The sequence below is a fragment of the Rosenbergiella sp. YN46 genome, assembly GCF_036620675.1.
Classification (GTDB): Bacteria; Pseudomonadota; Gammaproteobacteria; order Enterobacterales; family Enterobacteriaceae; genus Jejubacter.
In genome coordinates this window covers 13,076-37,637 of the sequence record NZ_JAZHEE010000015.1, presented here as the reverse complement: position 1 = coordinate 37,637, position 24,562 = coordinate 13,076, and the positions used below count along the sequence as shown (strand labels likewise).

General features: G+C 55.8%; 23 protein-coding genes and 6 tRNA genes. 13 read left to right on the top strand and 16 right to left on the bottom strand.

The window, feature by feature from the left end; all coding sequences use genetic code 11:
* Positions 1–142 precede the first annotated feature (142 nt).
* The 3 genes from V3W49_RS12560 to V3W49_RS12550 all read right to left on the bottom strand — a co-directional run bounded on the left by V3W49_RS12560 (position 143) and on the right by V3W49_RS12550 (position 2,907).
* On the bottom strand, positions 143–2,338 hold the full coding sequence (locus V3W49_RS12560) for an EAL domain-containing protein (protein WP_500145874.1): 2,196 nt from the start codon (positions 2,336–2,338) through the stop codon (positions 143–145).
* A 377-nt stretch (positions 2,339–2,715) separates the two neighbouring features.
* Positions 2,716–2,791 (bottom strand) — tRNA-Ala (locus V3W49_RS12555).
* Between the two features lie 40 nt (positions 2,792–2,831).
* Positions 2,832–2,907 (bottom strand) — tRNA-Ala (locus tag V3W49_RS12550).
* 216 nt (positions 2,908–3,123) lie between these two features.
* On the opposite strand from V3W49_RS12550, the gene V3W49_RS12545 reads away from it, so the two are divergent.
* Positions 3,124–3,489 (top strand): YfeC-like transcriptional regulator, encoded by a 366-nt coding sequence (locus tag V3W49_RS12545; protein WP_500145872.1) that lies wholly within the window; start codon positions 3,124–3,126, stop codon positions 3,487–3,489.
* A complete protein-coding gene (locus tag V3W49_RS12540; protein WP_500145870.1) occupies positions 3,486–3,863 on the top strand; it encodes a YfeC-like transcriptional regulator in 378 nt (125 codons plus the stop codon). The genes V3W49_RS12545 and V3W49_RS12540 overlap by 4 nt, the downstream gene beginning before the upstream one ends.
* 39 nt (positions 3,864–3,902) lie before the next feature.
* On the opposite strand, the gene gltX is transcribed toward V3W49_RS12540, so the two are convergent.
* Entirely contained in the window at positions 3,903–5,315 is a 1,413-nt protein-coding gene (gene gltX / locus V3W49_RS12535) for a glutamate--tRNA ligase (protein WP_500145869.1), read from the bottom strand.
* Between the two features lie 260 nt (positions 5,316–5,575).
* Between gltX and V3W49_RS12530 the strand changes: the two genes are divergently transcribed.
* The 4 genes from V3W49_RS12530 (at position 5,576) to V3W49_RS12515 (ending at position 5,992) form a co-directional block, all read left to right on the top strand.
* Positions 5,576–5,651 (top strand) — tRNA-Val (locus V3W49_RS12530).
* A 45-nt stretch (positions 5,652–5,696) separates the two neighbouring features.
* Positions 5,697–5,772, top strand: a tRNA-Val gene (locus tag V3W49_RS12525).
* Positions 5,773–5,836: 64 nt separating this feature from the next.
* Positions 5,837–5,912 (top strand) — tRNA-Val (locus V3W49_RS12520).
* A gap of 4 nt (positions 5,913–5,916) precedes the next feature.
* Positions 5,917–5,992: transfer RNA gene (locus tag V3W49_RS12515), tRNA-Lys, on the top strand.
* A gap of 54 nt (positions 5,993–6,046) precedes the next feature.
* Here the strand turns inward: V3W49_RS12515 and V3W49_RS12510 are convergent.
* Complete coding sequence (locus V3W49_RS12510) at positions 6,047–6,970, bottom strand: LysR family transcriptional regulator (RefSeq protein WP_500145868.1); 924 nt, start codon at positions 6,968–6,970, stop codon at positions 6,047–6,049.
* 90 nt (positions 6,971–7,060) lie between these two features.
* Here V3W49_RS12510 and V3W49_RS12505 point away from each other — a divergent pair, with 90 nt between their 5' ends.
* Positions 7,061–8,059: a bile acid:sodium symporter family protein gene (locus V3W49_RS12505; RefSeq protein ID WP_500145867.1), complete on the top strand. Its 999-nt coding sequence runs from the start codon at positions 7,061–7,063 to the stop codon at positions 8,057–8,059.
* 5 nt (positions 8,060–8,064) lie between these two features.
* Here the strand turns inward: V3W49_RS12505 and V3W49_RS12500 are convergent, their stop codons facing one another.
* From V3W49_RS12500 to zipA, 3 genes are all read right to left on the bottom strand, one after another.
* A complete protein-coding gene (locus tag V3W49_RS12500) occupies positions 8,065–8,280 on the bottom strand; it encodes a DUF3820 family protein (RefSeq protein ID WP_500145866.1) in 216 nt (71 codons plus the stop codon).
* 3 nt (positions 8,281–8,283) lie between these two features.
* Entirely contained in the window at positions 8,284–10,302 is a 2,019-nt protein-coding gene (ligA, locus tag V3W49_RS12495; RefSeq protein WP_500145864.1) for an NAD-dependent DNA ligase LigA, read from the bottom strand.
* A gap of 75 nt (positions 10,303–10,377) precedes the next feature.
* Positions 10,378–11,370: a cell division protein ZipA gene (gene zipA / locus V3W49_RS12490; RefSeq protein ID WP_500145863.1), complete on the bottom strand. Its 993-nt coding sequence runs from the start codon at positions 11,368–11,370 to the stop codon at positions 10,378–10,380.
* A gap of 229 nt (positions 11,371–11,599) precedes the next feature.
* Between zipA and cysZ the strand changes: the two genes are divergently transcribed.
* The 5 genes from cysZ (at position 11,600) to crr (ending at position 16,511) form a co-directional block, all read left to right on the top strand.
* Positions 11,600–12,361: a sulfate transporter CysZ gene (gene cysZ, locus V3W49_RS12485; RefSeq protein WP_500145861.1), complete on the top strand. Its 762-nt coding sequence runs from the start codon at positions 11,600–11,602 to the stop codon at positions 12,359–12,361.
* Between the two features lie 203 nt (positions 12,362–12,564).
* The gene (gene cysK / locus V3W49_RS12480) at positions 12,565–13,536 is read left to right on the top strand and encodes a cysteine synthase A (RefSeq protein WP_500145859.1); all 972 of its coding nucleotides are present in this window, start codon (positions 12,565–12,567) and stop codon (positions 13,534–13,536) included.
* Positions 13,537–13,928: 392 nt separating this feature from the next.
* The gene (gene ptsH / locus V3W49_RS12475) at positions 13,929–14,186 is read left to right on the top strand and encodes a phosphocarrier protein Hpr (RefSeq protein WP_131864030.1); all 258 of its coding nucleotides are present in this window, start codon (positions 13,929–13,931) and stop codon (positions 14,184–14,186) included.
* Between the two features lie 47 nt (positions 14,187–14,233).
* Positions 14,234–15,961, top strand: a complete 1,728-nt coding sequence (gene ptsI, locus V3W49_RS12470; RefSeq protein WP_500145857.1) for a phosphoenolpyruvate-protein phosphotransferase PtsI — start codon at positions 14,234–14,236, stop codon at positions 15,959–15,961.
* 43 nt (positions 15,962–16,004) lie between these two features.
* Entirely contained in the window at positions 16,005–16,511 is a 507-nt protein-coding gene (crr, locus tag V3W49_RS12465) for a PTS glucose transporter subunit IIA (protein ID WP_500145855.1), read from the top strand.
* Positions 16,512–16,570: 59 nt separating this feature from the next.
* Here the strand turns inward: crr and cysM are convergent, their stop codons facing one another.
* From cysM to V3W49_RS12425, 8 genes are all read right to left on the bottom strand, one after another.
* Positions 16,571–17,482 (bottom strand): cysteine synthase CysM, encoded by a 912-nt coding sequence (cysM, locus tag V3W49_RS12460; protein WP_500145853.1) that lies wholly within the window; start codon positions 17,480–17,482, stop codon positions 16,571–16,573.
* 368 nt (positions 17,483–17,850) lie between these two features.
* A complete protein-coding gene (gene cysA / locus V3W49_RS12455) occupies positions 17,851–18,936 on the bottom strand; it encodes a sulfate/thiosulfate ABC transporter ATP-binding protein CysA (RefSeq protein WP_500145852.1) in 1,086 nt (361 codons plus the stop codon).
* Positions 18,933–19,796 carry a sulfate/thiosulfate ABC transporter permease CysW gene (gene cysW, locus V3W49_RS12450; RefSeq protein WP_500145851.1) on the bottom strand — a complete coding sequence of 288 codons (864 nt, stop codon included), beginning with the start codon at positions 19,794–19,796 and terminating at the stop codon, positions 18,933–18,935. The genes cysA and cysW overlap by 4 nt, the downstream gene beginning before the upstream one ends.
* Positions 19,796–20,629 (bottom strand): sulfate/thiosulfate ABC transporter permease CysT, encoded by an 834-nt coding sequence (gene cysT, locus V3W49_RS12445; RefSeq protein ID WP_500145849.1) that lies wholly within the window; start codon positions 20,627–20,629, stop codon positions 19,796–19,798. The genes cysW and cysT overlap by 1 nt, the downstream gene beginning before the upstream one ends.
* Entirely contained in the window at positions 20,629–21,648 is a 1,020-nt protein-coding gene (locus tag V3W49_RS12440) for a sulfate ABC transporter substrate-binding protein (protein WP_500145847.1), read from the bottom strand. The genes cysT and V3W49_RS12440 overlap by 1 nt, the downstream gene beginning before the upstream one ends.
* A gap of 171 nt (positions 21,649–21,819) precedes the next feature.
* Positions 21,820–22,719, bottom strand: a complete 900-nt coding sequence (locus tag V3W49_RS12435) for a Dyp-type peroxidase (protein ID WP_500145845.1) — start codon at positions 22,717–22,719, stop codon at positions 21,820–21,822.
* A gap of 125 nt (positions 22,720–22,844) precedes the next feature.
* Positions 22,845–23,426 carry an RpoE-regulated lipoprotein gene (locus V3W49_RS12430; protein WP_500145843.1) on the bottom strand — a complete coding sequence of 194 codons (582 nt, stop codon included), beginning with the start codon at positions 23,424–23,426 and terminating at the stop codon, positions 22,845–22,847.
* A 46-nt stretch (positions 23,427–23,472) separates the two neighbouring features.
* Positions 23,473–23,928 carry a DUF2919 domain-containing protein gene (locus V3W49_RS12425; RefSeq protein ID WP_500145842.1) on the bottom strand — a complete coding sequence of 152 codons (456 nt, stop codon included), beginning with the start codon at positions 23,926–23,928 and terminating at the stop codon, positions 23,473–23,475.
* A 94-nt stretch (positions 23,929–24,022) separates the two neighbouring features.
* Between V3W49_RS12425 and V3W49_RS12420 the strand changes: the two genes are divergently transcribed.
* Positions 24,023–24,412 (top strand): YgiW/YdeI family stress tolerance OB fold protein, encoded by a 390-nt coding sequence (locus V3W49_RS12420; RefSeq protein ID WP_500145841.1) that lies wholly within the window; start codon positions 24,023–24,025, stop codon positions 24,410–24,412.
* The last annotated feature ends 150 nt before the right edge of the window (positions 24,413–24,562 follow it).

Genomic DNA, 24,562 nt, shown 5'->3' with positions numbered 1-24,562 from the left:
TCTGCTGATTCACCAGTTCCGCAACCGACATATAAAAATATCCTTAAGGTGAACGGAACCTTCTCCTGCGCCACATACTCACCCGGAAGCCAGGGCCGCCGCCGGTCACTTCAGCTTCACGCCAATCCGCGATGAACCTTGTTTATGCCTCCAGCGGTACCGGCTTGCCTATCAGCCAGCCCTGCAGGTAGTCCACTCCCAGTAACAGCAGCAGCTCACGCTGCCTGCTGTTTTCCACAAATTCAGCGACAACCGTCATCGACTTGGCCCGGGCCATCTCGCAAATGGAGCGGACAATCATCGCATCCATCGGGCCGTTGAGAATATCACGCACAAAGCAGCCGTCTATTTTGATGATATCCGCATCCAGCTCTTTAAGACGCCCGTAATTGGCGTATCCGGTACCGAAGTCGTCGATAGCGATTCTGAATCCGTGATTGCGCAACTGCGCGATATTTTTATGGCTGACGCCGTCATCAGAGAACGCCTGCGCTTCCGTCACCTCAATAATGACGGCTTGAGCCTCGATACCATAATCCTCAAATAACCTGATGATGTCGGTCGCAATTTCCTTCTGCATCAGGGTCAGCGGCATCAGGTTGACCGAAAAACGCGTGCCGGGCTGAGGCGACGGGTGACAACGCAACCACTCCAGCATCTGAGTCATAATCTGCATATCGAAACGAGCGCTGAGATTAAATTCTGCCACCACGGGAATAAAACGCTCCGGCATAATCATCTGACCGTTATCGTCGAAAATGCGGCACAGAATTTCCCGATAGCCCCTGTCATGACGATCCTTAATGGGCTGGGCATAGAGCTGAAGCCGCCCTTCATCCAGTGCCCGTGTAACCTGGCGCAGCAGATAGACCCGCTCTGAACTCTGATCCAGCAGCATCTCCTGTTCGCTGTCGTCCATCGACTGAACCTGATTATCAGCGCAGGCCTGTTCCGCCAGCCAGCTCAACTGCCCCAGCCGCTGCTGGAGATCGTCCGACTGGATATGATTCACCACGCCCCAGGATGCGCCATATTCAATGTCTATCTCATGGCCATGCCAGTAAATTTTTTTGCTGCTCAGCATATCGACCATATGGCTAAGCCGCGCCTGAATCTCTGGCCCACGCAGAAACAGCAACAGTTCACAGCCCGGAATCTGGAACACCCGCTCGCCTTTATACAGCCAGGGCTGTAACGCCTGGTTGATCGTACGCTTACAGTGAATACGCATCACAATGCCGTAATGGCGGCTAAGAAACTCCAGGTTGGACATCTGCAGACAGCATAACGCTCCCTGGGGGTAAGCCACCAGATGACGCTCCAGCGCTCTCAGGTTGGGGAGTTGGGTCAGGGGATCGGTTTCCGACTGATTATAATAGCTGCGCTGTATCCACTCACTTTTGCGATAGATAGCCGTCATATAGAACAGGCAGACGGTAAACGAAATAAACACCGACAGAATAAACGACAGGGGTATCCCTCTGGTAACGCCCGAGAGAAAATTAGCGTTAAAGGTTAGTAACAGCCAGGCTGAAAATGCCCACAACAGGTGCATCAATGCCTGATTCACCAAGCGAATACCAATAGTGAAGATGATAAATATCAGCGGAACCAGATAACCGGAGATAAGGAGAGTTTCGGTACGCCAGCACACGACGATCAGGAAGGTCGCCAACAGCGTTAGCCATCCCAGCGACCAGCCGCGCTTCCCTGTCTCCAGTAGCGGCCGAATGCTGGTTCGCCAGAAAGTCCGCGCAAAACGCGGATTAAGCAGCATACGCAGCGGATAATAGAATAAACGGGAAAACAGTAGCGCAGCTGAAATCAGCCCCAGAATATCGACAATGGAGAAAATCAGCGAAGCACTGTTGCCAAAATAATGGTTCAACTCGGGCGGGAACGTTATCAATCTGCCAGCCATATACATGCTTAGCTTCACCACACAGGGGGCGAAGAAACCGAGCCAGAACAGCCGTATTCCCAGGCTGGTAAGCGGTACGGCAAAGCGCCAGCGCCGCCCCAACATGGTTCGCAGCGCCGCGCAGGCCACCAATACCGGTAACGTCACACAGCCGACAAAGACCAACAGTTGCGTCAGGGTCAGATGAAACTTCACGGGGAAAAACAGCAGCAGGGCAATAAGCAGCGATGGAACCGCCGCTCGCCCAAACAGATAGAGCATGGCGATAATGACGCTCAGGGGCATCCAGACCAGGAAGATATCGTTACCTTCAATGATGGCCCTGGGCGAAACCGCCCGCGACAGCGGTAGCAGCATTAAAAAAAGCGCCAGTGAAATCGCGAATTTCCTTATCGCTGGCGTGAAATATCCTTTCATTTAACCTAATCGCTCTTTGATCTGTAGCCGGGCTGGCTGCTTCAGAATAATAGGTTTGTTCGCAAGGCCAGGCAAGAAAAGCAGGGCGTTCAGCCCTTTTTTACCCTGCCTGACATGCAATTCAGAATCCTGACAGAAACCCATACGCTTTTACCAAATAGTGAAGGATTAATTGTAGATAAAGGCATCAAATAAGAGTAATCAGGCAGGAAATTGCGGCGATCCTCCCATATTTCCGGGAGATTCAACCGTCAGGCATAAGGCATAATATGAAGGTTGAGCTGTCAGAATAAGCGTGATTATTTTGCTGCTTCGATTAAGATTATTCTTAGGCGGGCATAAAAAAACCCCCGCTGTAACAGCGGGGGTTCGGTATCTGGTGGAGCTAAGCGGGATCGAACCGCTGACCTCCTGCATGCCATGCAGGCGCTCTCCCAGCTGAGCTATAGCCCCGAGTCGTATCGTTTTACACGCAAACCTTGTGGGTAAGGTTTGGTGGAGCTAAGCGGGATCGAACCGCTGACCTCCTGCATGCCATGCAGGCGCTCTCCCAGCTGAGCTATAGCCCCTTCGTAAACGAGTTGTCGTCTCGACGGGCGGCATAATATGAATTCCCCTTCCCGGTGTCAACGCTATTTTCACTCTCTCCGAACAACCGTTGAAAAAGGCAGCAAATCCTTCGTAATGGTTCGCATTTTAACCAAACGTTAGTTAATCCCGTCACGGATTCACGTAATATGATGACGTAAACTGATCAACTAAAAACGAACCAGGATGGTAACAATATGTTCAAGGAAAGAATGACGCCGGACGAACTGGCGGCACTAACCGGCTACAGCCGCCAGACAATCAATAAATGGGTGCGCAGAGAACACTGGACGACTTCGCCCCGCCCCGGTATTCAGGGCGGCAAGGCTCGACTGATTCACGTTGATGAGCGAGTGCGCGAATTTATCCTCAGCACACAGTGCAGCGCCGCCGACGGCAACGCTGCCTATCAGACGGGAGAAACTTCGCTGGAAAACCTGCTGCTCAATGCCGTCAGAGAGATGAATGCGGCGGAGCAGAAACAACTCACCTCACTATTATTGCGTGAAGGCATCAGCGGCTTGCTAACCCGACTTAGCATCTGTCCTGATGAATACGGATGATCACCTTTAAAAATAAAATGACCCCAAAAGAGCTGGCACAGCTGACAGGCTACACGCCACAGGCTATAAATCGCTGGATCCACCGCTTCGGCTGGCTGACCACGCCGCTGCACGGCGTTAAAGGCGGTCGCGCCCATGTGGTACACATCGATGCCGATGTGCGACGCTTTCTGCTGAATACGCCGCTGATGCGCCAGCGCATGCAAAAAGGCGCGGCCGAAACGCCTGCGCAATACGCCAGCGTCGAAAACACGCTCGAAATTCTGTGGCTTGAGGCCCTGCGTCAGCTAACGGAAGAAGAGCGGCAAGCGTTAACGACGCTTTTACACAGGGAGGGTATTTCCGGGATTTTCCGACGTCTGGCGGGAAAATAATCATCGCTCCTTCCTTGCGAAAGGAGCGATTTACAGCGATTACGCCTGTTCGCGTGCCTGGATAAATTCCAGAGCCTTATTGATACGCTCCACACTGCGAGATTGACCGATAGCGTTTACCGTCACATCCAGCGCAGGCGACTGGCCTGCGCCGGTTACAGCCACGCGTAGCGGCATCCCTACCTTACCCATACCCACTTCCAGTTCATCGGCCGTCGCCTGGATAGCTTCATGGATATTGTGCGCATTCCACTCGGTGATAGCCTGCAGCTTGTCGCGTACCACTTCCAGTGGCTGACGAGCGACCGGCCGCAGATGTTTCTTCGCCGCATCGGCGTCAAACTCGGCAAAATCTTCGTAGAAATAACGGCAGCTGGCCGCCATCTCTTTCAGCGTTTTGCAGCGCTCGCCCAGCAGCGTCACCAGCTCAGAGAGTTGAGGGCCGTTGCGGGTATCGATCTTCTCCTGCTCGATATGCCACTGCAGATGGGTAGCCACATAGTTCGGGTCCATGTGGTTAATATAATGGTGGTTCAGCCACAGCAGCTTATCAGTATTGAAGGCGCTGGCAGATTTACTGACCGCTTCCAGGGTAAACAACTGCTTCATTTCCTCGATCGAGAAGACTTCCTGATCGCCGTGGGACCAGCCCAAACGGACCAGGTAGTTGAGCAGCGCTTCCGGCAGGTAGCCGTCGTCGCGATACTGCATTACGCTCACCGCGCCGTGGCGCTTGGACAGCTTCTTGCCATCGTCGCCCAGGATCATGGAAACGTGGGCGTATTCCGGTACCGGCGCATTCAGCGCTTTCAGGATGTTGATCTGACGTGGCGTGTTGTTGATATGGTCTTCACCACGTACCACGTGGGTAATCTCCATATCCCAGTCGTCCACGACCACACAGAAGTTGTAGGTCGGAGAGCCGTCGGTACGGCGAATGATCAGATCGTCCAGCTCCTGGTTGCTGAACTCGATGGGGCCGCGGATCAGATCGTTAAAGATCACGGAGCCTTCCTGCGGGTTGGCGAAACGCACCACACAAGGTTCACTGGCGTCGTGATGGCTATGGTCATGCCGACAGCGCCCGTCATAGCGCGGCTTTTCGCCTTTCGCCATCTGATCTTCGCGCAGCTTTTCCAGTCGCTCCTTCGAACAATAACACTTATAGGCAGTTCCCGCCTCCAGCATCTCGTCGATGGCTGCGTTATAGCGTTCGAAACGTTTGGTCTGGAAATAAGGACCTTCATCCCAGTCCAGACCCAGCCAGTTCATGCCATCCATAATGGCGTCGATTGCCTGCTGGGTTGAACGCTCCAGGTCGGTATCTTCGATACGCAGCACAAACTCGCCGCCGTGATTGCGGGCAAACAGCCATGAATAGAGTGCAGTACGAGCGCCACCGACGTGCAGATAGCCAGTCGGGCTGGGCGCGAAGCGGGTTTTGATTTTCATTAAGCGGCCTTAATTACGTATAAAAGTGCCGGAAGCCGGCAAGCCAGGAAAAATAAAGTGGGCAACATTCTACCACCGTGGGGCGATTCCTCAATGTCGGCGCGGACAGTCGTCGACCGGAGAGTTAAAATCGCCGCAAAATTTCCCCGCAGCGGGCAATCCAACAGCGCTTTGTTTAATTTTACGACGAATAAACAAAAACTTTGGAAAATGCGTTGACTCATTTTCCGCTATCCCTATAATGCGGCTCCACACAGCGGGGGTGATTAGCTCAGCTGGGAGAGCACCTCCCTTACAAGGAGGGGGTCGGCGGTTCGAACCCGTCATCACCCACCACTATCTATAGTGGCCCGCAGTGTAGAAGAGCAGTTTGAAGAGTCCGGGTGATTAGCTCAGCCGGGAGAGCACCTCCCTTACAAGGAGGGGGTCGGCGGTTCGATCCCGTCATCACCCACCAAACTCTTTTAGTCTGGCTTTTCTTGCCGGTGAGTAAAACCGGTGTTATACAGAAGTACCGAAGTGGGTGATTAGCTCAGCCGGGAGAGCACCTCCCTTACAAGGAGGGGGTCGGCGGTTCGATCCCGTCATCACCCACCACTTCGGGTCGTTAGCTCAGTTGGTAGAGCAGTTGACTTTTAATCAATTGGTCGCAGGTTCGAGCCCTGCACGACCCACCATTGTGAAAAGGCGCCCTAAAGGCGCCTTTTTGCTTTTCCGCCCTTCCCTCTCCATTATTCAAACAGCGAATCACCTTTACGCGCTTCATTCAGCAGACGCGCCTGTTCCGCCACCACCTCCCATACCGCCCGGGCGGCACCGGAAAGCGAACGATTTTTTCGCCGCATCAGCATCAACTGGCGTTGCACAGTCGGCACCAGCTTTCTGACCACCAACGGCCGACTTTCCGGCAACGGCAATGCCAGTGCCGGAAGCACGCTAATGCCGATTCCAGCCTCCACCATAGGAAATAGCGTAGCCGGATGGCCGATCTGCTGAACGATACTGGCTTCTATTCCCTGGCAGGCCAGGGCCTCATCAATCAACGCCCGACTGCCCGAGGCGTAATCCTGCAACACCAGATCGGCGCCATTCAGCGCCTGCCAGGATACCTGTTCCTGAGCCGCCAGCGGATGGTCGCTGCGACACAGCAGCAGAAAAGGCTCCGCGAGCACCGTTTCACCATCGAGATCCGTTGCCTGAATCGGGTCAATTACCATACCGAAATCCACTTCGCCACTGCGAATGCTTTCCATAACCCAGTGTTGAGGGCGGTCGTGCAGAACAAAGCGGATCGCCGGATAGCGCTGCTGGCAACAGGCGATAGACTGCGGCATCAGGTGCGCTGACAGCGTCTGACTGGCGGCGACTCTGACGGTGCCGCTCAATTGCTGGCCTGTGCTGCGGGCATCCAGCAGCGTATTGTTAAGCTCGTCCAGCACCCTTTCCAGACGTACAGCAAGCTGCTGCCCGGCGACGGTCAGCGTCACCTCGCGAGTCGTACGATCCAACAACCGCACGCCCAGCGTTTCTTCCAGCTCTTTAATGCTGTGGCTGACGGCAGACTGGCTCAGGCCGATGCGCTGCCCGGCCCGACTGAAACTCCCGACCCGGGCGACGGCGACAAAGACGCGAAGCTGTTTCAGCGAATAATTCATCGAAAACCTTCATGTATAGATGAAATAAATCAATTTTATTTATTAAATAACCCTTTGCACAATAACAAAGAAAAGATCACAGGTGATGTTATGAAACTGCTACGAATTTTCGATCCCTTTACCCTGACCCTCATCGCAACCGTACTGCTGGCCTCGTTTCTTCCGGCCCGCGGCGTCTTTGTCGATTATTTCTCCTGGCTGACCACCGCCGCCATCGCGCTGCTGTTTTTTATGCACGGCGCCAAACTTTCGCGCGAAGCGCTGGTGGCTGGCGGCAGCCACTGGCGTCTGCATCTGTGGGTGATGTGCAGCACTTTTATCCTGTTTCCGGCCCTGGGTGTGCTGTTCACATGGTGGGCGCCGGTGAACGTTAGCCCGGAAATCTATTCCGGATTTCTTTACCTGTGCATTCTGCCGGCCACCGTACAGTCGGCCATCGCCTTCACTTCCCTGGCGGGCGGTAACGTGGCGGCAGCGGTCTGTTCCGCTTCCGCCTCCAGCCTGCTGGGGATTTTCCTGTCGCCATTGCTGGTAAGCCTGCTGATGCATACCGGCGGCGGCGCCAGTCACGACAGCCTGCGCCAGGTCGGTGCTATTATGCTGCAACTGCTGCTGCCCTTCGTGCTCGGTCACCTGTCGCGGCCCTGGACCGCAAACTGGGTGGCTCGCCATCGTAAATGGATCGGTAAAACCGATCAGACCTCAATTCTGCTGGTGGTGTACACCGCCTTTAGCGAAGCCGTAAACAACGGTATCTGGAGCCAGGTGGGGATCGGCGCGCTGGGCTTTATTGTGCTGGCGAGTATTGTTCTGCTGGCGATTGTACTGGCAATTAATACCCTGGTGGCCCGGTGTGCCGGTTTCAACAAGGCGGACGAAATCACCATTGTGTTTTGCGGTTCGAAAAAGAGCCTGGCGAACGGAATACCCATGGCCAACATTCTGTTTCCGGTACAGGCGGTGGGGATGATGGTGCTGCCGCTGATGATTTTCCACCAGATTCAGTTGATGGTCTGCGCCATGCTGGCGCAGCGCTACCGGCGGCGCCAGCTGGAAAGCGGCGCCATCCAGGCCACGCAGAAGGGATAACAGCGCTACTGGCGCTTAAGGGGGCGGACCAGATGCTCCAGCCCCTCAACCTTAATCAGCAGCGTCAGCGCCATCAGTTCGCCAAGATGGCCGTTCGGAAATTCCCCTTTGCGGGAAAACCACAGCAGATACTCTTCCGGCAGGTCAATCAATGCCCTGCCCTGATACTTCCCGAAAGGCATGATGGTATTGGCTATCTCTATCAGGCGCTCTTTGTCCATTAATTATTCTCCCAGCAGGCGTAGCATCTCCGCCTCATCGATAACCTCAATGCCCAGCTCCTGCGCCTTTGCAAGCTTAGAGCCCGCGGCTTCGCCGGCAATCACCAGGTCGGTTTTCTTCGATACGCTGCCGCTGACTTTCGCTCCCAGCTCCGTCAGACGCGCTTTGGCGTCGTCCCGTGACATCTGGCTCAAAGAGCCAGTCAGTACCACGGTTTTTCCGGCAAACGGGCTATCTATCTCTTCAGCCCGAACCACCACCGGCGCAGGCCAGTGAATACCCACATCTTCCGTCAGCTGGCGAATAACCTCCCGGTTGCTCTCTTCTTCGAAGAAGTTGTGCACGTGGCTCGCGACCACTACGCCGACATCCGGCACTTGCTGGAGATCTTCCACGCTCGCCGCCATCAGCGCGTCAAGGGTGCCGTAATGAGCCGCCAACCCGGCTGCCGTGGCTTCGCCCACTTCACGAATCCCCAGGGCATAGAGGAAACGGGCGAAGGTGGTCTGTTTCGATTTCTCGAGCGCGTTAACCAGGTTCTGCGCCGATTTCGGCCCCATGCGATCCAGGCCAGTCAACAAACCCGCGCTGAGCCGGAACAGATCCGCCGGCGTTTTGACATACTCTTTATCCACCAGTTGATCGATAATTTTCACGCCCATACCGTCGACATCCATGGCCCGACGAGAAACAAAGTGCCACAACGCCTCTTTGCGCTGAGCGCCGCAGATAAGCCCACCGGTGCAACGTGCCACCGCTTCGCCTTCCACCCGCTCCACCTCTGAGCCACAAACCGGGCAGTGCTCCGGAAAGACCACCTCACGGGCATCGTCAGGGCGCTCAGAGGTTACCACGCTTACCACCTGGGGAATCACGTCACCCGCCCGGCGAATCACCACGGTATCGCCAATGCGTAGCCCCAAACGCTCTATCTCATCGGCGTTATGCAACGTGGCATTGCTCACCATCACGCCAGCGACCTGTACCGGCTCCAGGCGCGCGACGGGCGTAATCGCACCAGTACGCCCCACCTGAAACTCCACGTCGCGAACCCTGGTCATCTGCTCCTGAGCCGGGAATTTAAACGCAACGGCCCAGCGCGGCGCCCGCGCTACATAACCCAGCTGTTCCTGAATTGGCAGCGAGTCGACCTTAATCACCACGCCATCAATATCGAAGCCCAACGTTTCGCGATCCTGCTCTACCTGTCGGTAATAATCGAGCACCGCCTGTTCGCCGCTGCACAGCCGTACGCGGTCGCTCACCGGCAGACCCCAGACTTTAAACTGCCGTAGCCGCTCAATATGACTTTCCGGCAAGCTGCCGCCTTCCAGCAGGCCGACGCCGTAGCAGAAGAAAGTAAGCGGTCGCTTCGCGGTAACGCGCGGATCCAGCTGGCGCAAAGAGCCTGCTGCCGCATTACGCGGGTTAGCGAAAACCTTACCGCCGGTGCGTCGCGCTTCCTCGTTAATCTTCTCGAACCCCGCCTGAGGTAGAAACACCTCGCCGCGGACTTCAACCCGGCTGGGGATATTGTCCCCCTGCAGGCGCAGCGGAATCGCGCGGATGGTTCGCACGTTGCTGGTGATATTCTCACCGGTCGTACCGTCACCGCGAGTAGAGGCTCGAGTCAGAACTCCCTCTTCATACAGCAGGCTAACCGCCAGGCCATCAAGCTTAAGTTCGCAGCAAAAGGTGATCTCATCGCTATTCTTCAGTCGATCCTGAATACGCTTATAAAATGCCCGCCAGCTCTCTTCATCGAAGACGTTGTCCAGCGAAAGCATCGGCACTTCATGACGTACCTGGGTAAACGCACTGAGTGGTGCGGCCCCCACCCGCTGAGTGGGCGAGTCTGGCGTCACCAGTTCAGGGTGAGCCTCTTCCAGCGCCCTCAGTTCGCGCATCAGGCGATCGTATTCAGCGTCCGGCACCTCCGGCGCATCCAGCACGTGGTAGAGATATTCATGATGGCGAAGCGTGGTTCGCAGCTGGGTCAGTTTGTTTTCTATAGAGTCCATATCGCACCATCAACGATAAAAAACCCCCGGCAAGCGGGGGTTCAGGGAAAGCGGAAACAGATTAGCGTGGAAGCGTCAGGACTGAGCGCCCAGCACTTCGCGAATCGTGTCCTGGTATTCACGCAGCTTCTGAGGCGTCATCATCCGACGCTGATCGTCAAGCACCACGCCACCGACTTCATCAGCAATGTGCTGAGCCGACTGCAGCATCAGCTTAAAGTTTTGCAGCCCGTCCCCATAGGAGGGAACCTGCATAAAGATCGTCACGCCCGGCGTCATAAAGTCATTCATAGTTTCCGGATCGAAAGAGCCGGGTTTAACCATATTGGCCAGACTAAACAGTACCGGGCCGCTGCCGTCCGGACTCAGATGACGATGGAAAATATTCATTTCACCGAACTTGAAGCCCGCCTGCTGAATGCTGTTAAGCAGCACGTCACCGTTAAGCTGGCTGCCGGCGTGCGCGGCAACGTTCATGACAATCACCGCCTCTTTGCGCGGCGCCGGGGCGGCAGGCTCTGGAGCCGGGGCTGGCGCCTCTGGCTCAGGCTGCGCAGCCGGCTGAGGCTGCTGCTGCGGTTCGGGCTGCGAACGGGGAGCCTGAACGGCTGCCTCCGGCTGCGGCTGTTGAGGTTGCTGCGGCGCCTGCGGCTGGACTGTGGGCTGCTGAGGCTGGGCTGCTGGCTGCACCGGCTGTGGCGTTGGTTGCACCGGCTGTTGCGGCGGCTGAGCTGCAGGCTGCGGCGTTGGCTGCACCGGCTGTTGCTGCGTCTGGTGACGCGGCTGCGGCGCGCCATACGGCGGCTGATAGTTGTGCTGAGGCGCCTGATCGCGTGGCTCCTCCTGCGGCTGCGCAGGCTGAACCCGACGCACGCGAACTTCGCCGACGCCTTCGTCGGTCTCCGCTTCCGGCTCGAACTCATCGTGCCCGGACTTCATACGTCGAAGCGGACGATCCCGGAAAATCGAGGAACGCTCTTTTCTGCTGGTCCACAGGCCATGAACCAGTAAGGCGATTATGGCTATCGCGCCAACAATGATTAATATCAGACGCAAGTCCTGCATCATTATATTCTCTGTTGTTCTAACACCTTGCCACCGCGGCAAACATTTACACTCTAAGAGTATTTGTCCATCTGCCTAAGTGCAAGTGCCCCCCGGTGCTTCTCATCAGAAAGATCTCCTAAAAAGGTCCTTTTGCTGTTTTTTCGACCATTTCTGAGGTGGTTATCGCATTTTGCCCGACATATGATAGGCGGGCACCAATCGGTTGTCTTATTAAGGAGCGACGCCAGACATGGTATCACACAGCGGCAGCACCCCCCGCAGCGGGCTGCACTACTTTTCTCAGGGCTGGAAACTGATACGCGAACCGGGTATCGGCCGCTTTGTTTTCCTGCCTCTTCTGGTCAACGTTCTGTTGATGGGCGGCGCCTTCTGGTGGCTGTTTAACAAACTGGGCGCCTGGATTCCGGCGCTAATGAGCTATGTTCCCGACTGGCTACAGTGGCTGAGTTACCTGCTGTGGCCTCTGGCGACCCTCTCTATCCTGCTGGTTTTCAGCTACTTCTTTTCCACTATTGCTAACTGGATAGCCGCCCCATTTAGTGGATTGCTGGCGGAACAGCTTGAGGCGCGACTGACGGGCGCCACGCCGCCGGATACCGGCGTTATCGATATCATGAAAGATCTGCCGCGCATCATGAAGCGCGAATGGCAGAAATTCGCCTGGTATCTACCCCGGGCTGTGGTATTGCTGATTCTGTACTTTATTCCCGGCATCGGCCAGACCGTCGCTCCGGTACTCTGGTTCCTGTTCAGCGCCTGGATGCTGGCGATTCAGTATTGCGACTATCCTTTCGATAACCACAAAGTCCCGTTTGCGGAAATGCGCGTCGCGTTGCGCGAGCGCAAGGTGACGAATATGCAGTTCGGCGCTCTGGTCAGTCTCTTTACGCTGATTCCAGTGCTTAATCTGGTCATTATGCCGGTAGCGGTCTGCGGCGCCACCGCTATGTGGGTGGACTGCTACCGGGCACGACATGCCCGCTGGCGTTAAACGCAATAGCGGCGCCTGGCATCGGGCGCCGCTTCTCAACGGGCGGATTTGTGTGCCAGCCCCTGGCTATTTTCGCCCTTATTCCATAAGTTTTGTCATTTATTTCGCATCAATATATAGATATGCGATTTCCTTACTTCACCCTTGACCCCAACCGGGTATGCTGGTGTGGTTCCCAAATTTCATACAGTTAAGGACCGGCCATGAGTAAGATTTACGAAGATAACTCCCTGACAATCGGCCACACGCCGCTGGTGCGTCTCAACCGTATCGGCAACGGGCGCATCCTGGCAAAGGTGGAATCCCGTAATCCCAGCTTTAGCGTGAAGTGCCGTATCGGCGCGAACATGATTTGGGACGCCGAAAAGCGCGGCCTGCTGAAGCCTGGCGTCGAACTGGTTGAACCAACCAGCGGCAATACCGGAATTGCGCTGGCTTACGTCGCCGCGGCCCGGGGTTATAAACTGACGCTCACCATGCCGGAAACCATGAGCGTAGAGCGCCGCAAATTGCTGAAGGCGCTGGGCGCCAACCTGGTGCTGACCGAAGGCGCTAAAGGAATGAAAGGCGCCATTCAGAAGGCGGAAGAAATTGTCGCCAGCGCGCCTGAAAAATATCTGCTGCTGCAACAGTTCAGCAATCCGGCCAACCCGGAAATTCACGAAAAAACCACCGGCCCTGAAATCTGGGAAGATACCGATGGTGATGTGGACGTATTTATCGCAGGGGTCGGCACCGGCGGCACCCTGACCGGCGTAGCCCGCTACATTAAGAACACCAAAGGCAAAAAAGATCTGGTCGCTGTTGCCGTAGAGCCGACCGATTCGCCGGTTATCGCCCAAGCGCTGGCCGGCGCTGAGTTAAAACCAGGCCCCCATAAAATTCAGGGCATCGGCGCTGGCTTCATTCCAGGCAACCTCGATTTAAGCCTGGTGGATCAGGTCGTCGGCATTACCAACGAAGAGGCCATCTCTACCGCCCGTCGGCTGATGGAAGAAGAAGGTATCCTGGCCGGTATCTCTTCCGGTGCCGCCGTGGCTGCGGCGCTGAAATTGCAGGAAGATGAAACCTTTGCGAACAAGAATATCGTTGTTATTCTGCCCTCTTCCGGCGAGCGCTATCTGAGCACCGCGCTGTTCGCCGATCTCTTCACCGAAAAAGAGTTGCAACAGTGATGCCATCTTGTTAAAAAAGATTAAAAAAGCACCTTTAGGGGTGCTTTTTTGTGGATTCCATCAAACTTTTACCCCTGTTAGCATTGCTTAACCCCCCTCGCCTCTGGTATTTAACCTGCTAATTATTTTGATGCGCGAAATTATTCGCTGCGTGCCCTTAACGGCTGAATCGATTTATCCCATTGGTAGACTCGAGCATCAGGATGCATAATATTCGATGGCGAGCGAGGCGCTAACGCCAGGATGGCTGATTGAGCCCATCGCACATGAAGGCCCACAGCATCCCGCACCGCGCCACGGTTACGCCAGCGCTTAAGTAATAGAGGCTAAAGTGTGGCCCCCAGGCTAGACTTTAGTTCCATAACACTAAACCTATAAGTTGGGGAAATACAATGTTCCAGCAAGAAGTTACCATTACCGCTCCGAACGGTCTGCACACCCGCCCTGCCGCTCAGTTTGTTAAAGAAGCTAAAGGCTTCAGTTCTGATATCACCGTGACTTCCAACGGCAAAAGCGCCAGCGCCAAAAGCCTGTTCAAACTGCAGACTCTGGGCCTGACTCAGGGTACCGTAGTCTCTATCTCTGCCGAAGGCGAAGACGAGCAGCAGGCTGTAGAGCATCTGGTAAAACTGATGGCGGAACTTGAGTAATCACTCATTCAGTTTCGGATTAATATCAGTCAATTAAAGGTAGGGTTATGATTTCAGGCATTTTAGCATCCCCGGGTATCGCTTTCGGCAAGGCGCTCTTGCTGAAGGAAGATGAAATTGTCATCGACCGGAAAAAGATTTCTGCCGACAACGTCGATCAGGAAGTCAAACGCTTCCTGGACGGTCGCGCCAAAGCGTCCGCTCAGCTTGAAGCAATCAAGGTAAAAGCGGGCGAGACCTTCGGTGAGGAAAAGGAAGCCATCTTCGAAGGCCACATCATGTTGCTGGAAGATGAAGAGCTGGAGCAGGAAATCATAGCCCTGATTAAAGATAAGCACGTCACCGCTGACGCAGCGGCGCACGAAGTTATCGAAGGTCAGGCCACTGCGCTGGAAGAGCTGGATGATGAATACCTGAAAGAACGCGCGGCCGACGTGCGTGACATCGGTAAGCGTCTGCTGCGCAACATCCTGGGTCTGGCGATTATCGATCTGAGCGCGATTCAGGATGAAGTTATTCTGGTGGCCGCCGATCTGACACCGTCTGAAACCGCACAGCTGAATCTGAACAAGGTGCTGGGCTTTATCACCGATCTGGGCGGTCGTACCTCGCACACCTCCATCATGGCCCGCTCTCTGGAGCTGCCGGCTATCGTGGGTACCGGTAGCGTGACAAGCCAGGTGAAAAACGGCGATTATCTGATTCTTGATGCGGTTAACAACAAAGTTTATGTCAACCCGAGCCAGGAAGAGATTGACGCCATGCGTCAGCTCCAGACTCAGGTTGCCGAAGAGAAAGCCGAACTGGCTAAACTGAAAGATCTGCCGGCTATCACCCTGGACGGCCATCAGGTTGAAGTATGCGCCAACATTGGTACCGTGCGCGATGTCGCCGGCGCCGAGCGCAACGGCGCCGAAGGCGTTGGCCTGTACCGTACCGAATTCCTGTTTATGGACAGAGAATCCCTGCCGACCGAAGACGAGCAGTTCGATGCCTACAAAGCGGTAGCGGAAGCCTGCGGCGCGCAGGCGGTTATCGTGCGTACCATGGACATCGGCGGCGACAAAGAGCTGCCTTACATGAACTTCCCGAAAGAGGAAAACCCGTTCCTCGGCTGGCGCGCTATTCGTATCGCTATGGATCGTAAAGAGATCCTGCGCGATCAGCTGCGCGCCATCCTGCGCGCTTCCGCTTTCGGCAAACTGCGTATCATGTTCCCGATGATTATCTCTGTCGAAGAGGTACGCGAACTGAAGCAGGCGCTGGAGGGCTACAAGGCCGAACTGCGCGCAGAAGGCAAAGCCTTCGATGAAAAAATCGAGATTGGCGTAATGGTGGAAACCCCCGCTGCAGCGACCATTGCCCGCCACCTGGCCAAAGAAGTCGACTTCTTCAGCATCGGAACCAATGATCTGACGCAGTATACACTGGCAGTAGACCGTGGTAATGATATGATCTCGCATCTCTACCAGCCGATGTCGCCGTCGGTCCTTAACCTAATCAAGCAGGTTATCGATGCTTCTCACGCAGAAGGGAAGTGGACCGGGATGTGCGGTGAGCTTGCTGGTGATGAACGTGCTACACTTCTGTTGCTGGGGATGGGGCTGGATGAGTTCAGTATGAGTGCCATCTCTATCCCGCGCATCAAGAAGATCATCCGTAACACTAACTTCGAAGATGCGAAGGTGTTAGCAGAGCAGGCTCTTGCTCAACCGACAACGGACGAGTTAATGACGCTGGTTAACAAGTTCATTGAAGAAAAAACAATCTGCTAATCCACGAGATGCGGCCCAAATTACTGCTTAGGAGAGAAGGTTAATGGGGTTTTTTAGTAAACTGTTCGGTGACAATAAAGGTAGCAGCGACACCGGAACGATTGATATCGTTGCGCCGCTGTCTGGCGAAATCGTCAATATCGAAGACGTGCCAGACGTGGTATTCGCTGAGAAAATCGTTGGCGATGGTATCGCTATCAAACCGACCGGCGACAAAATGGTCGCGCCGGTTGACGGCACCATCGGTAAAATTTTTGAAACTAACCACGCCTTCTCTATCGAATCCGATAGCGGCATTGAGCTGTTCGTTCACTTCGGTATCGATACCGTTGAACTGAAAGGCGAAGGTTTCAAACGCATCGCTGAAGAAGGCCAGCGCGTAAAAGGGGGCGACGTGGTTATCGAATTCGATCTGCCGCTGCTGGAAGAAAAAGCGAAATCCACGCTGACGCCAGTCGTTATCTCCAATATGGACGAGATCAAAGAGCTGACCAAGCTGTCTGGCAGCGTTACCGTTGGCGAAACGCCGGTTATCCGCATTAAAAAATAATCGCGTTTAGCTGATGTAAAAACGGCGCCCGTCTGGCGCCGTTTTTTTATCGGCAAAATTCAGATTCCCGCCCCCTGAGTAAAATGATCTTCACCGTAAACCCCGGTGGAAAGATAGCGATCGCCGCGATCGCAGATAATCGCCACCACCACTGCCCCCGGCGTGGTTCGTGCCACCCGCAGAGCACCCGCTACCGCGCCACCGGAACTGACGCCGCAGAAAATCCCCTCTTCCCGGGCCAGGCGACGCATGGTCGCTTCCGCCTCCTGCTGGCCGATATCCAGCACTTCATCCACCAGTTCCGCATCGAAAATGCCCGGCATCCACTCCTGAGGCCAGCGGCGGATCCCCGGAATGCTACTGCCCTCTTCGGGCTGCAGGCCAACGATAGTAACCGGTGAACTCTGCTCGCGCAGGAAACGCGCAGTGCCGGTAATAGTGCCAGTGGTTCCCATGCTGGAGACAAAATGGGTCAGCTTACCGGCGGTCTGGCGCCAGATTTCCGGCCCGGTGGTTTCATAGTGGGCCAGCGGGTTATCCGGATTATTAAACTGATCCAGCACATAGCCTTCGCCACGCGCCGCCATATCCCGGGCCAGCGCTCTGGCGCCTTCCATACCGTCGCTTTTACTGACCAGGATTAACTCCGCGCCGTAGGCCTGCATCGCCGCCTGACGCTCCAGGCTCATATTGTCCGGCATCAGTAGCTTCATGCGGTAGCCTTTCAACGCCGCAATCATCGCCAGCGCAATACCGGTGTTACCGCTGGTGGCTTCGATAAGCACATCGCCCGGCGTGATATCACCGCGCGCCTCAGCATGGACTATCATTGAATACGCCGCCCGATCCTTTACCGAACCAGCGGGATTGCTACCTTCCAGCTTAACCCAAATTTCGCTGCCGTTATCCGGCGTCATACGCTGCAGACGAACCAGCGGCGTATTACCGATTGTGTTTTCCAGTGTGCTCACGTTTCACTTGTCCAGAAAATAAAAACGGCCAGGTGGCCGCTCTCGGTGATTCTTTGTTCTCTTTTATACTCTAAATAATTCGAGTTGCAGGGCATATCTGCCAAAAGCAGTTCAGCACGGCCCCGAAGGGGCGAGTCCCGCCAGGGCCCCGTAACGCAGCAAGAGAGTGACAAACCGATACCGGTTTGAACAGCGCTTGCGGCTTACCCTCCCCGGAAGCATAGTCGTACTATGTGACCGGGGTTACAAATCTGTCAGAAACAGATTTGAACGCACGATAAGTGCGGCCCTGAAAGGATGAGGCCCATGGATGGGCCGAATTTCTGAGTACCGCTAACGTGCCTGCAGCTTGCAGTATAACGGGTATATCAGGCCGTGCGCGCTAACGCAACAGGTTGTATACGCTCATCGCCGTGATAAATTCTCGCGTTCTGCAAACCCACGAACAGGCGTTCGCCGCGCCTGGGGGGGTGCTCGTCCTGCATTACCACCGTCAGCGGCTCACGGCTCCAGCCTTCAGGTTGAACCACCAGTTGCATATAGTGGCCGCGAGGGCTGACCTCTACCACCTGTACCGGCAGCGGCGAATCCAGGCTGGTACGACGACTGATATCCACTTCCCAGGGGCGCAGGAACAGATCCACCTCACCCTGCCAGGCTGGCGTATAGCCCAGCGACCAGCGGTGGGCGCCAACGTGGAACTGACCGCCACGCAGAGTGCCGCCCAGGCGATTAACCTCACCCAGGAACTCCAGCACGAAGCGGGTCGCCGGTTCTCGCCACACCTGCTCCGGCGCATCGGCCTGTTCTATATTCCCCTGACTCATCACCACCACCCTGTCGGCCACTTCCATCGCCTCTTCCTGGTCGTGGGTCACGAAGACGCTGGTAAATTTTAGCTCTTCATGCAGTTCGCGCAGCCAGCGACGCAGCTCTTTACGAACCTGAGCATCCAGCGCGCCGAACGGCTCATCAAGCAACAAAATCTGCGGTTCTACCGCCAGCGCGCGCGCCAGCGCTACCCGCTGCTTCTGACCGCCGGAAAGCTGCGCCGGGAAGCGATCTGCCAGGTGGGCCAGTTGCACCATATCCAGCAGTTTGCTGACTTTCTGGCGAATAGTCGCAGCATTCGGGCGCTGACGGCGCGGCAGCACCGTCAGACCAAAGGCGATATTGTCGAATACCGTCATATGGCGAAACAGCGCATAGTGCTGAAACACAAATCCCACCCGGCGATCCCGGGCATGCAGACGGCTGACATCGGTTCCGTGAAAGCGGATACGCCCGCTGCTCTGGCTCTCAAGACCGGCGATAATACGCAGCAGCGTGGTCTTTCCCGAGCCGGAAGGCCCCAGCAGCGCTACCATCTGGCCGGAAGGAATGTCCAGTGAGATATCGTTCAGCACCCGGGTGCGGCCAAATGATTTTTTGATTCCGTCGATCTCAATGCTCATTGATCTCCCTCCTGTTGCTGGCGTTTATGCTGATGGTTCAGACGCCACTGCAACGTACTCTTTAAAAACAGGGTAATAATCGCCATCAGGGCCAGCAGGGCCGCGGCGGTAAAGGAGCCGACCGTATTATAGTCCTGCTCCAGCAGTTCAATCTGTAATGGCAGCGATAGCGTCTCGCCGCGAATTGAGCCGGACACCACCGATACCGCGCCGAACTCACCGATGGCGCGAGCGTTAGTCAAAACTACGCCATACAACAGCGCCCAGCGGATGTTGGGCAGCGTCACCCGACGGAACATCTGCCAGCCAGAAGCCCCCAGCAGAATAGCGGCTTCATCTTCGTTGCTGCCCTGGCTCATCATCACCGGCACCAGCTCACGCACCACAAAAGGACAGGTGACGAAGATAGTCACCAGCACCATACCCGGCCAGGAAAACATGATTTGCAGATCGTGAGCATCCAGCCAGGCGCCCATCGGGCCATTGGTACCGTAAAACAGCAAATAGACCAGACCCGCCACCACCGGCGACACCGCAAAAGGGATATCCAACAGGGTCAGCAGCAGCTGGCGCCCCGGGAAAGTAAAGCGCGTTACCAGCCAGGCCAGCAGCGTGCCGAACAGCAGATTGACCGGCACCGCGATCAACGCGATCAACACCGTCAGCCAGATGGCGTGCAGCATGTCGGGATCCGCCAGATTATTCAGCGCCGGCAGAATTCCTTTAGAAAAGGCCTGGGTAAAGATGTAGATCATCGGCACCACCAGCAGCAGGAACGAGAGCAGCGCACCGGTGCCAATCAGCAGCCATTTAACCCAGTCCACTCGCGGACGGTCATACAGTTGGGTTACTTCAGACATCAGTGCCCCCCTACCCGTTTGCCAAAGCGGCTCTGCAACGTATTGATGCTAAACAGCAACAGCAGCGACGCGCCCAGGATAACCGACGCCACGGCGCTGGCCGCCGGATAATCAAACTCCTGCAGGCGCACAAAGATCATCAGCGAGGTGACTTCGGTCTTCCATGCAATATTGCCGGCGATAAAGATCACCGCGCCGAATTCGCCCAGGCTGCGGGTAAAAGAGAGCGCCACGCCGGCAAGCAGCGCCGGGGAAAGTTCCGGCAGCACCACCCGACGAAAGCTCTGAAAGCGGGTCGCTCCCAGAGTCTGGGCCGCCTCTTCGTACTCGGGCCCCAGCTCTTCCAGCACCGGTTGAACGGTACGCACCACAAAGGGGACGCTGGTGAAGGCCATCGCTACCGCGATACCAAGCCAGGTATAGGTCACCTTAATACCCATTTCACCCAACCATTCGCCGTACAGGCCATGAGCGGAAAAGAGCGACGCCAAAGTCAGACCCGCCACGGCGGTCGGCAGCGCGAACGGCAGATCCATCAGACCATCCAGCAGGCTACGGCCGGGGAACTGATAGCGGGTCAGAATCCAGGCCATCAACATGCCGAAAACGCCGTTAAACACCGATGCTACCGCGGCGGAAAGCAGCGTTACCTTATAGGCGGCGACCACCTGCGGATTCGTAATCACCTCCCAGTATTGCGCCAGCGTCATCTGGGAGAGCTGCATCACCAGTGCGCTCAACGGCAGCAGCAGGATCAGGCAGACAAACAACAGACTGGTGCCCAGGCTCAGGGTAAAACCTGGCAGCACGCGCTTCGATGCAACCGCAAACATTAGCTACGCCCCGCCGCCAGCAGTTTATCCAGCTCCCCGCCGCTGGCGAAATGGGTTTTCATCGCCTCATTCCAGCTGCCGAACAGATCTTCCACCCGGAACAGCTCAGTTTCCGGGAATCGATCCTTCAACTGCCCCATCAACTTCGGGTTATTCACCCGGTAGTAGAAATCGGTAATAATTTTCTGAGCCGATGGGCTGTAGAGATAGTTCAGGTAAGCCTTCGCCGCCTTTTCGGTACCGCGGGACTCCACATTTTTATCCAGCCAGGCCACCGGGAATTCCGCCAGTACGTTGACCTTCGGTACCACCACCTCGAACTGCCGATCCGGATACTGATTACGAATATTGTTCACTTCAGATTCGAAGCTAATCAGCACATCGCCCAGCCCGCGCTCCACAAAGCTGGTAGTGGCGCCGCGCCCGCCGGTGTCGAACACCTCAACATTCTTCAGGAAGCGGGTCATAAACTGTTCGGTTTTCGCCTTATCGCCGCCGTTCGCTTTCCAGGAAGCGCCCCAGGCCGCCAGGTATGTGTAACGGGCGTTGCCCGAAGTCTTCGGATTGGGGAAGATAAGCTTAACGTCGCTGCGCCCCAGATCCTGCCAGCTATGGATATTTTTCGGGTTTCCCTTACGTACCAGAAAGGCCATGGTGGAATAGAACGGTGAGCTGTGGTTCGCCAGACGGCTCTGCCAGTCAGCGGGCAGCAGACGACCGCGATCGTGCAGAATCTGCACATCGGTCACCTGGTTATAAGTTACAACATCGGCTTTTAAGCCCTGCAAAATCGCCAGCGCCTGTTTCGATGATCCGGCGTGGGACTGTTTGATGGTCAGGGGATCGCCGTGGTTTTCGCTGGCCCACTGTTTGACGAACGGCGGATTCAACGCGGCGAACAGCTCGCGCGAAACGTCATAGGAACTGTTGAGCAGCTCGGTCGCCTGCGCCTGCCCCACCAGCAGTAGCAGCGAAACGGCCAGCGCGCGTCCTGATGTTTTTAGTGACTTAACGGACATTCTCCCACCCTAATATCTGAAATCAGCAGCTATCACGCCCTTACTTCAATGGATATCAGTGTATTTATAACGGGAGGCAAAGCTGTAACGCTTTTATATACCGTTTGGTGATTTACAAGCGCAAAACAATATAAGAAGGCAGCGCGGCCGGAAAGCCACGCTGCAGTGGACTCACAGGGCCAGAAGCCGGTCCAGGGAAGGGGCGAAGTAGTAGCCGCCGGTAACGGGTTTGGTAAAGCGCAGCATGGCGTCGCGTTTACCATCGGTTTCGCCAAACATGCTCAGCAGTTGCTGCTCAATGTTGTGCAACCGCGCACAATAGGCAATGAAGTACAGACCGTGAGTGCCGCTGGCGGTGCCATAGGGCAGACTCTGGCGAATAATCTTCAGGCTCTTGCCGTCTTCTTCCAGATCCACCCGGCTCAGGTGCGAAGTCACCGGACGCTCTTCCGGTTCAATCTCTTCATTCGCCACTTTGGTACGACCAATAATCATCTCCTGATCGGGGATGCTAATATTACCGAGCTGCTTCAGGTTATGTTCCCAGCGCTGGGCGAACACATAGCTGCCGCCATCGTCCACGCCGCCGTTGATGATGCCATACTCGCGGCGCAGCTCCTCGCCGGCCGGGTTTTCGGTGCCATCCACGAAACCACTGAGATCGCGCTCTTCAACCCAGCGGAAGCCGTGGATCTCCTCTTCGACCTTCAGCACGCCACCGAAAGCCGCCAGCGCGGCCTGAGCGGCACTGAAGTTCACATCATGACGCCAGGAGAGAATGTGAATCAGCACATCACGTTGGGTGGCCGGAGCCAGTCCCTTGCCAAGCGGGGTAAAATCTTTCAGCTCTGGCGCGCCTGCGCCGCCGCTCAGATCGCGCCACAGATCGTGGCCAAAAGCCACCACCGCGCCGAGACGGGCATCCGGCCACTGGGCGCGCAGCGCTTCCAGTCGCGCATGAAAATCCTGACATCCCTGCTTCAGCGCAGCGAAATCCCCCTGAAAACGCGCTTCCAGCCAGATAGCAGCGCGACAATGTTCCGGCAAAATACCGGTCTGCACCCGGGACATAACTCCTCCTGAAAAATAAAATGAACAACGGCTCGTTGAGGCTTATGCGGGCTTATGCTGCCCGTCCAGTCGTGAACTCAGCGCCGCAGAAACGCGGCGCTGCAGAGGCTATATAGTAGCGCGGCTTAACGCTGCCAGACGATCTTTTTAAGCCGCCATTCTTTTAATGTATCATCTGAAGGCATCAGCCCTTCCGGCCCACGCCATGTGCCGCCAAACAGATAGCTCAGATGCTGGCTGTTCGGCGCCTTACAGACCACCAGCTCGGCATCCTCGCCGCTGCCTTTGGTACAGGCGCCATAGGCCTTACGGTAAAGATCGCTAAAAGGCGTTCCCAATTTAACGCCGCCTTCAGCAGTAGCGATATCCTCATCCATTACGATGATTTTTCCTACATGGCCGCCATCGCCGCTAATTATCAGCGCCACGTTGTCATCTTTCAGGGCTTCGTAATAGCTCATCACCCGACCGTCGGTCATCCTCATACCGCTGCGCAGCCGGTAATCTCCGTTCAGGCCGTCGGCAATGGCCTCTTCGTTAAGCGGCGTAGCGGCGCCGATTCCCCCTACCCCGCTGTCGCTGACGCTAATCGAGGAGCCAAACCAGTTCCATGGCGCCATTTTCGACCAGTGAACTTCAGACAAGGTCGAACAACCGCTGGCCATCAGCACCATGCTCCCCATCAGTAACGCTCGCAGTTTCTTCATTCCTTATTCCCGTACTTGTTGTGTGACGCACAGTTGGAGTGCGGCATCAGCTAAAAGTGCCATTATGTTCATCAAACGGCGTAAAACAGGCACGCAAACGACGGCTAACCAGAAGCCACCATAGCGCCAGCAGATCGACGATGAGTAGCGCCAGGGCGGTCACGGTTTCCGCCTCCCCCTGGGCCAGCAACCACAGCTGCCAGAGCGAAAGAAGCGATTGGGTCACGATAAGCACCCGACGCCATCCACGCCACAGCCGTGGGAAACGCTGACGCCGCCCGCTAAGTAAAAAAGCCAGCGCCGCTGGTATCCCCGCCAGCAGGCCCAGCCAGAACGCGGTGCGATCCGGATAAAACAGCGCCAGCAGCGTCTCTCCCTGCTGGCGTGAAGCCCCTGCCAGCACCAGCAGCACCCAGGTTCGGGCCTGTAGCACCAGCACCGCCCAAAATAGCGGCGGCAGTCTTAACCAGCCATGGCTATTATAATCAGATGCTTCCCACATATGCCTTAAGGTTTAGATAAGATGGAAGTGACAGATTATGGCATTGTGAAAGCGATACGCACATATTCGTATCCCGAAGAATAAGGAGATTGAGATGAAAAAAAGCGTTCTGGCTCTGCTGCTTGCAACCGCAGCACTGACCGCAACCTCCGCGATGGCTCAGAATGGCGGCTTTTCTGGGCCGGATCAGTCAACCCAACGCCAGGGCGGTTTTGTCGGCCCTAACGTTTCCAGCACTACGGTGGAAAAAGCAAAAGGCCTGCGCGACGACAGTTGGGTGGTGCTGGAAGGCAACATCCTGCGTAAAGTGGGTAAAGAGCTGTATGAATTCCGCGATGCCAGCGGCTCCGTCAATGTCGATATCGACGACGACGTCTGGGGCGGCCTGACGGTAACCCCAAAAGATAAAGTGCGTATTGAAGGCGAAGTGGATAAAGACTGGAACTCGGTCGAAATCGACGTTAAGAAAATTACCAGGCCATAATATATCAGATTCATTACGCCTTACCGGGAAATGCGACTTTGCTCTTCAGGAAGAAGTCGTCGTTATCCCGGTATCCATATACCATTTTTATTACCCTGATCTTATTGTTCGCTCCTCCCTGCCCCCCATTGGTACAAAAACCTCATGTTG

Coding starts and splice junctions, on each gene's coding strand:
- V3W49_RS12560 (WP_500145874.1), bottom strand. CDS start 2,338: ATGAAAGGATATTTCACGCCAGCGATAAGGAAATTCGCGATTTCACTG.
- V3W49_RS12545 (WP_500145872.1), top strand. CDS start 3,124: ATGTTCAAGGAAAGAATGACGCCGGACGAACTGGCGGCACTAACCGGC.
- V3W49_RS12540 (WP_500145870.1), top strand. CDS start 3,486: ATGATCACCTTTAAAAATAAAATGACCCCAAAAGAGCTGGCACAGCTG.
- gltX (WP_500145869.1), bottom strand. CDS start 5,315: ATGAAAATCAAAACCCGCTTCGCGCCCAGCCCGACTGGCTATCTGCAC.
- V3W49_RS12510 (WP_500145868.1), bottom strand. CDS start 6,970: ATGAATTATTCGCTGAAACAGCTTCGCGTCTTTGTCGCCGTCGCCCGG.
- V3W49_RS12505 (WP_500145867.1), top strand. CDS start 7,061: ATGAAACTGCTACGAATTTTCGATCCCTTTACCCTGACCCTCATCGCA.
- V3W49_RS12500 (WP_500145866.1), bottom strand. CDS start 8,280: ATGGACAAAGAGCGCCTGATAGAGATAGCCAATACCATCATGCCTTTC.
- ligA (WP_500145864.1), bottom strand. CDS start 10,302: ATGGACTCTATAGAAAACAAACTGACCCAGCTGCGAACCACGCTTCGC.
- zipA (WP_500145863.1), bottom strand. CDS start 11,370: ATGATGCAGGACTTGCGTCTGATATTAATCATTGTTGGCGCGATAGCC.
- cysZ (WP_500145861.1), top strand. CDS start 11,600: ATGGTATCACACAGCGGCAGCACCCCCCGCAGCGGGCTGCACTACTTT.
- cysK (WP_500145859.1), top strand. CDS start 12,565: ATGAGTAAGATTTACGAAGATAACTCCCTGACAATCGGCCACACGCCG.
- ptsH (WP_131864030.1), top strand. CDS start 13,929: ATGTTCCAGCAAGAAGTTACCATTACCGCTCCGAACGGTCTGCACACC.
- ptsI (WP_500145857.1), top strand. CDS start 14,234: ATGATTTCAGGCATTTTAGCATCCCCGGGTATCGCTTTCGGCAAGGCG.
- crr (WP_500145855.1), top strand. CDS start 16,005: ATGGGGTTTTTTAGTAAACTGTTCGGTGACAATAAAGGTAGCAGCGAC.
- cysA (WP_500145852.1), bottom strand. CDS start 18,936: ATGAGCATTGAGATCGACGGAATCAAAAAATCATTTGGCCGCACCCGG.
- cysW (WP_500145851.1), bottom strand. CDS start 19,796: ATGTCTGAAGTAACCCAACTGTATGACCGTCCGCGAGTGGACTGGGTT.
- cysT (WP_500145849.1), bottom strand. CDS start 20,629: ATGTTTGCGGTTGCATCGAAGCGCGTGCTGCCAGGTTTTACCCTGAGC.
- V3W49_RS12440 (WP_500145847.1), bottom strand. CDS start 21,648: ATGTCCGTTAAGTCACTAAAAACATCAGGACGCGCGCTGGCCGTTTCG.
- V3W49_RS12435 (WP_500145845.1), bottom strand. CDS start 22,719: ATGTCCCGGGTGCAGACCGGTATTTTGCCGGAACATTGTCGCGCTGCT.
- V3W49_RS12430 (WP_500145843.1), bottom strand. CDS start 23,426: ATGAAGAAACTGCGAGCGTTACTGATGGGGAGCATGGTGCTGATGGCC.
- V3W49_RS12425 (WP_500145842.1), bottom strand. CDS start 23,928: ATGTGGGAAGCATCTGATTATAATAGCCATGGCTGGTTAAGACTGCCG.
- V3W49_RS12420 (WP_500145841.1), top strand. CDS start 24,023: ATGAAAAAAAGCGTTCTGGCTCTGCTGCTTGCAACCGCAGCACTGACC.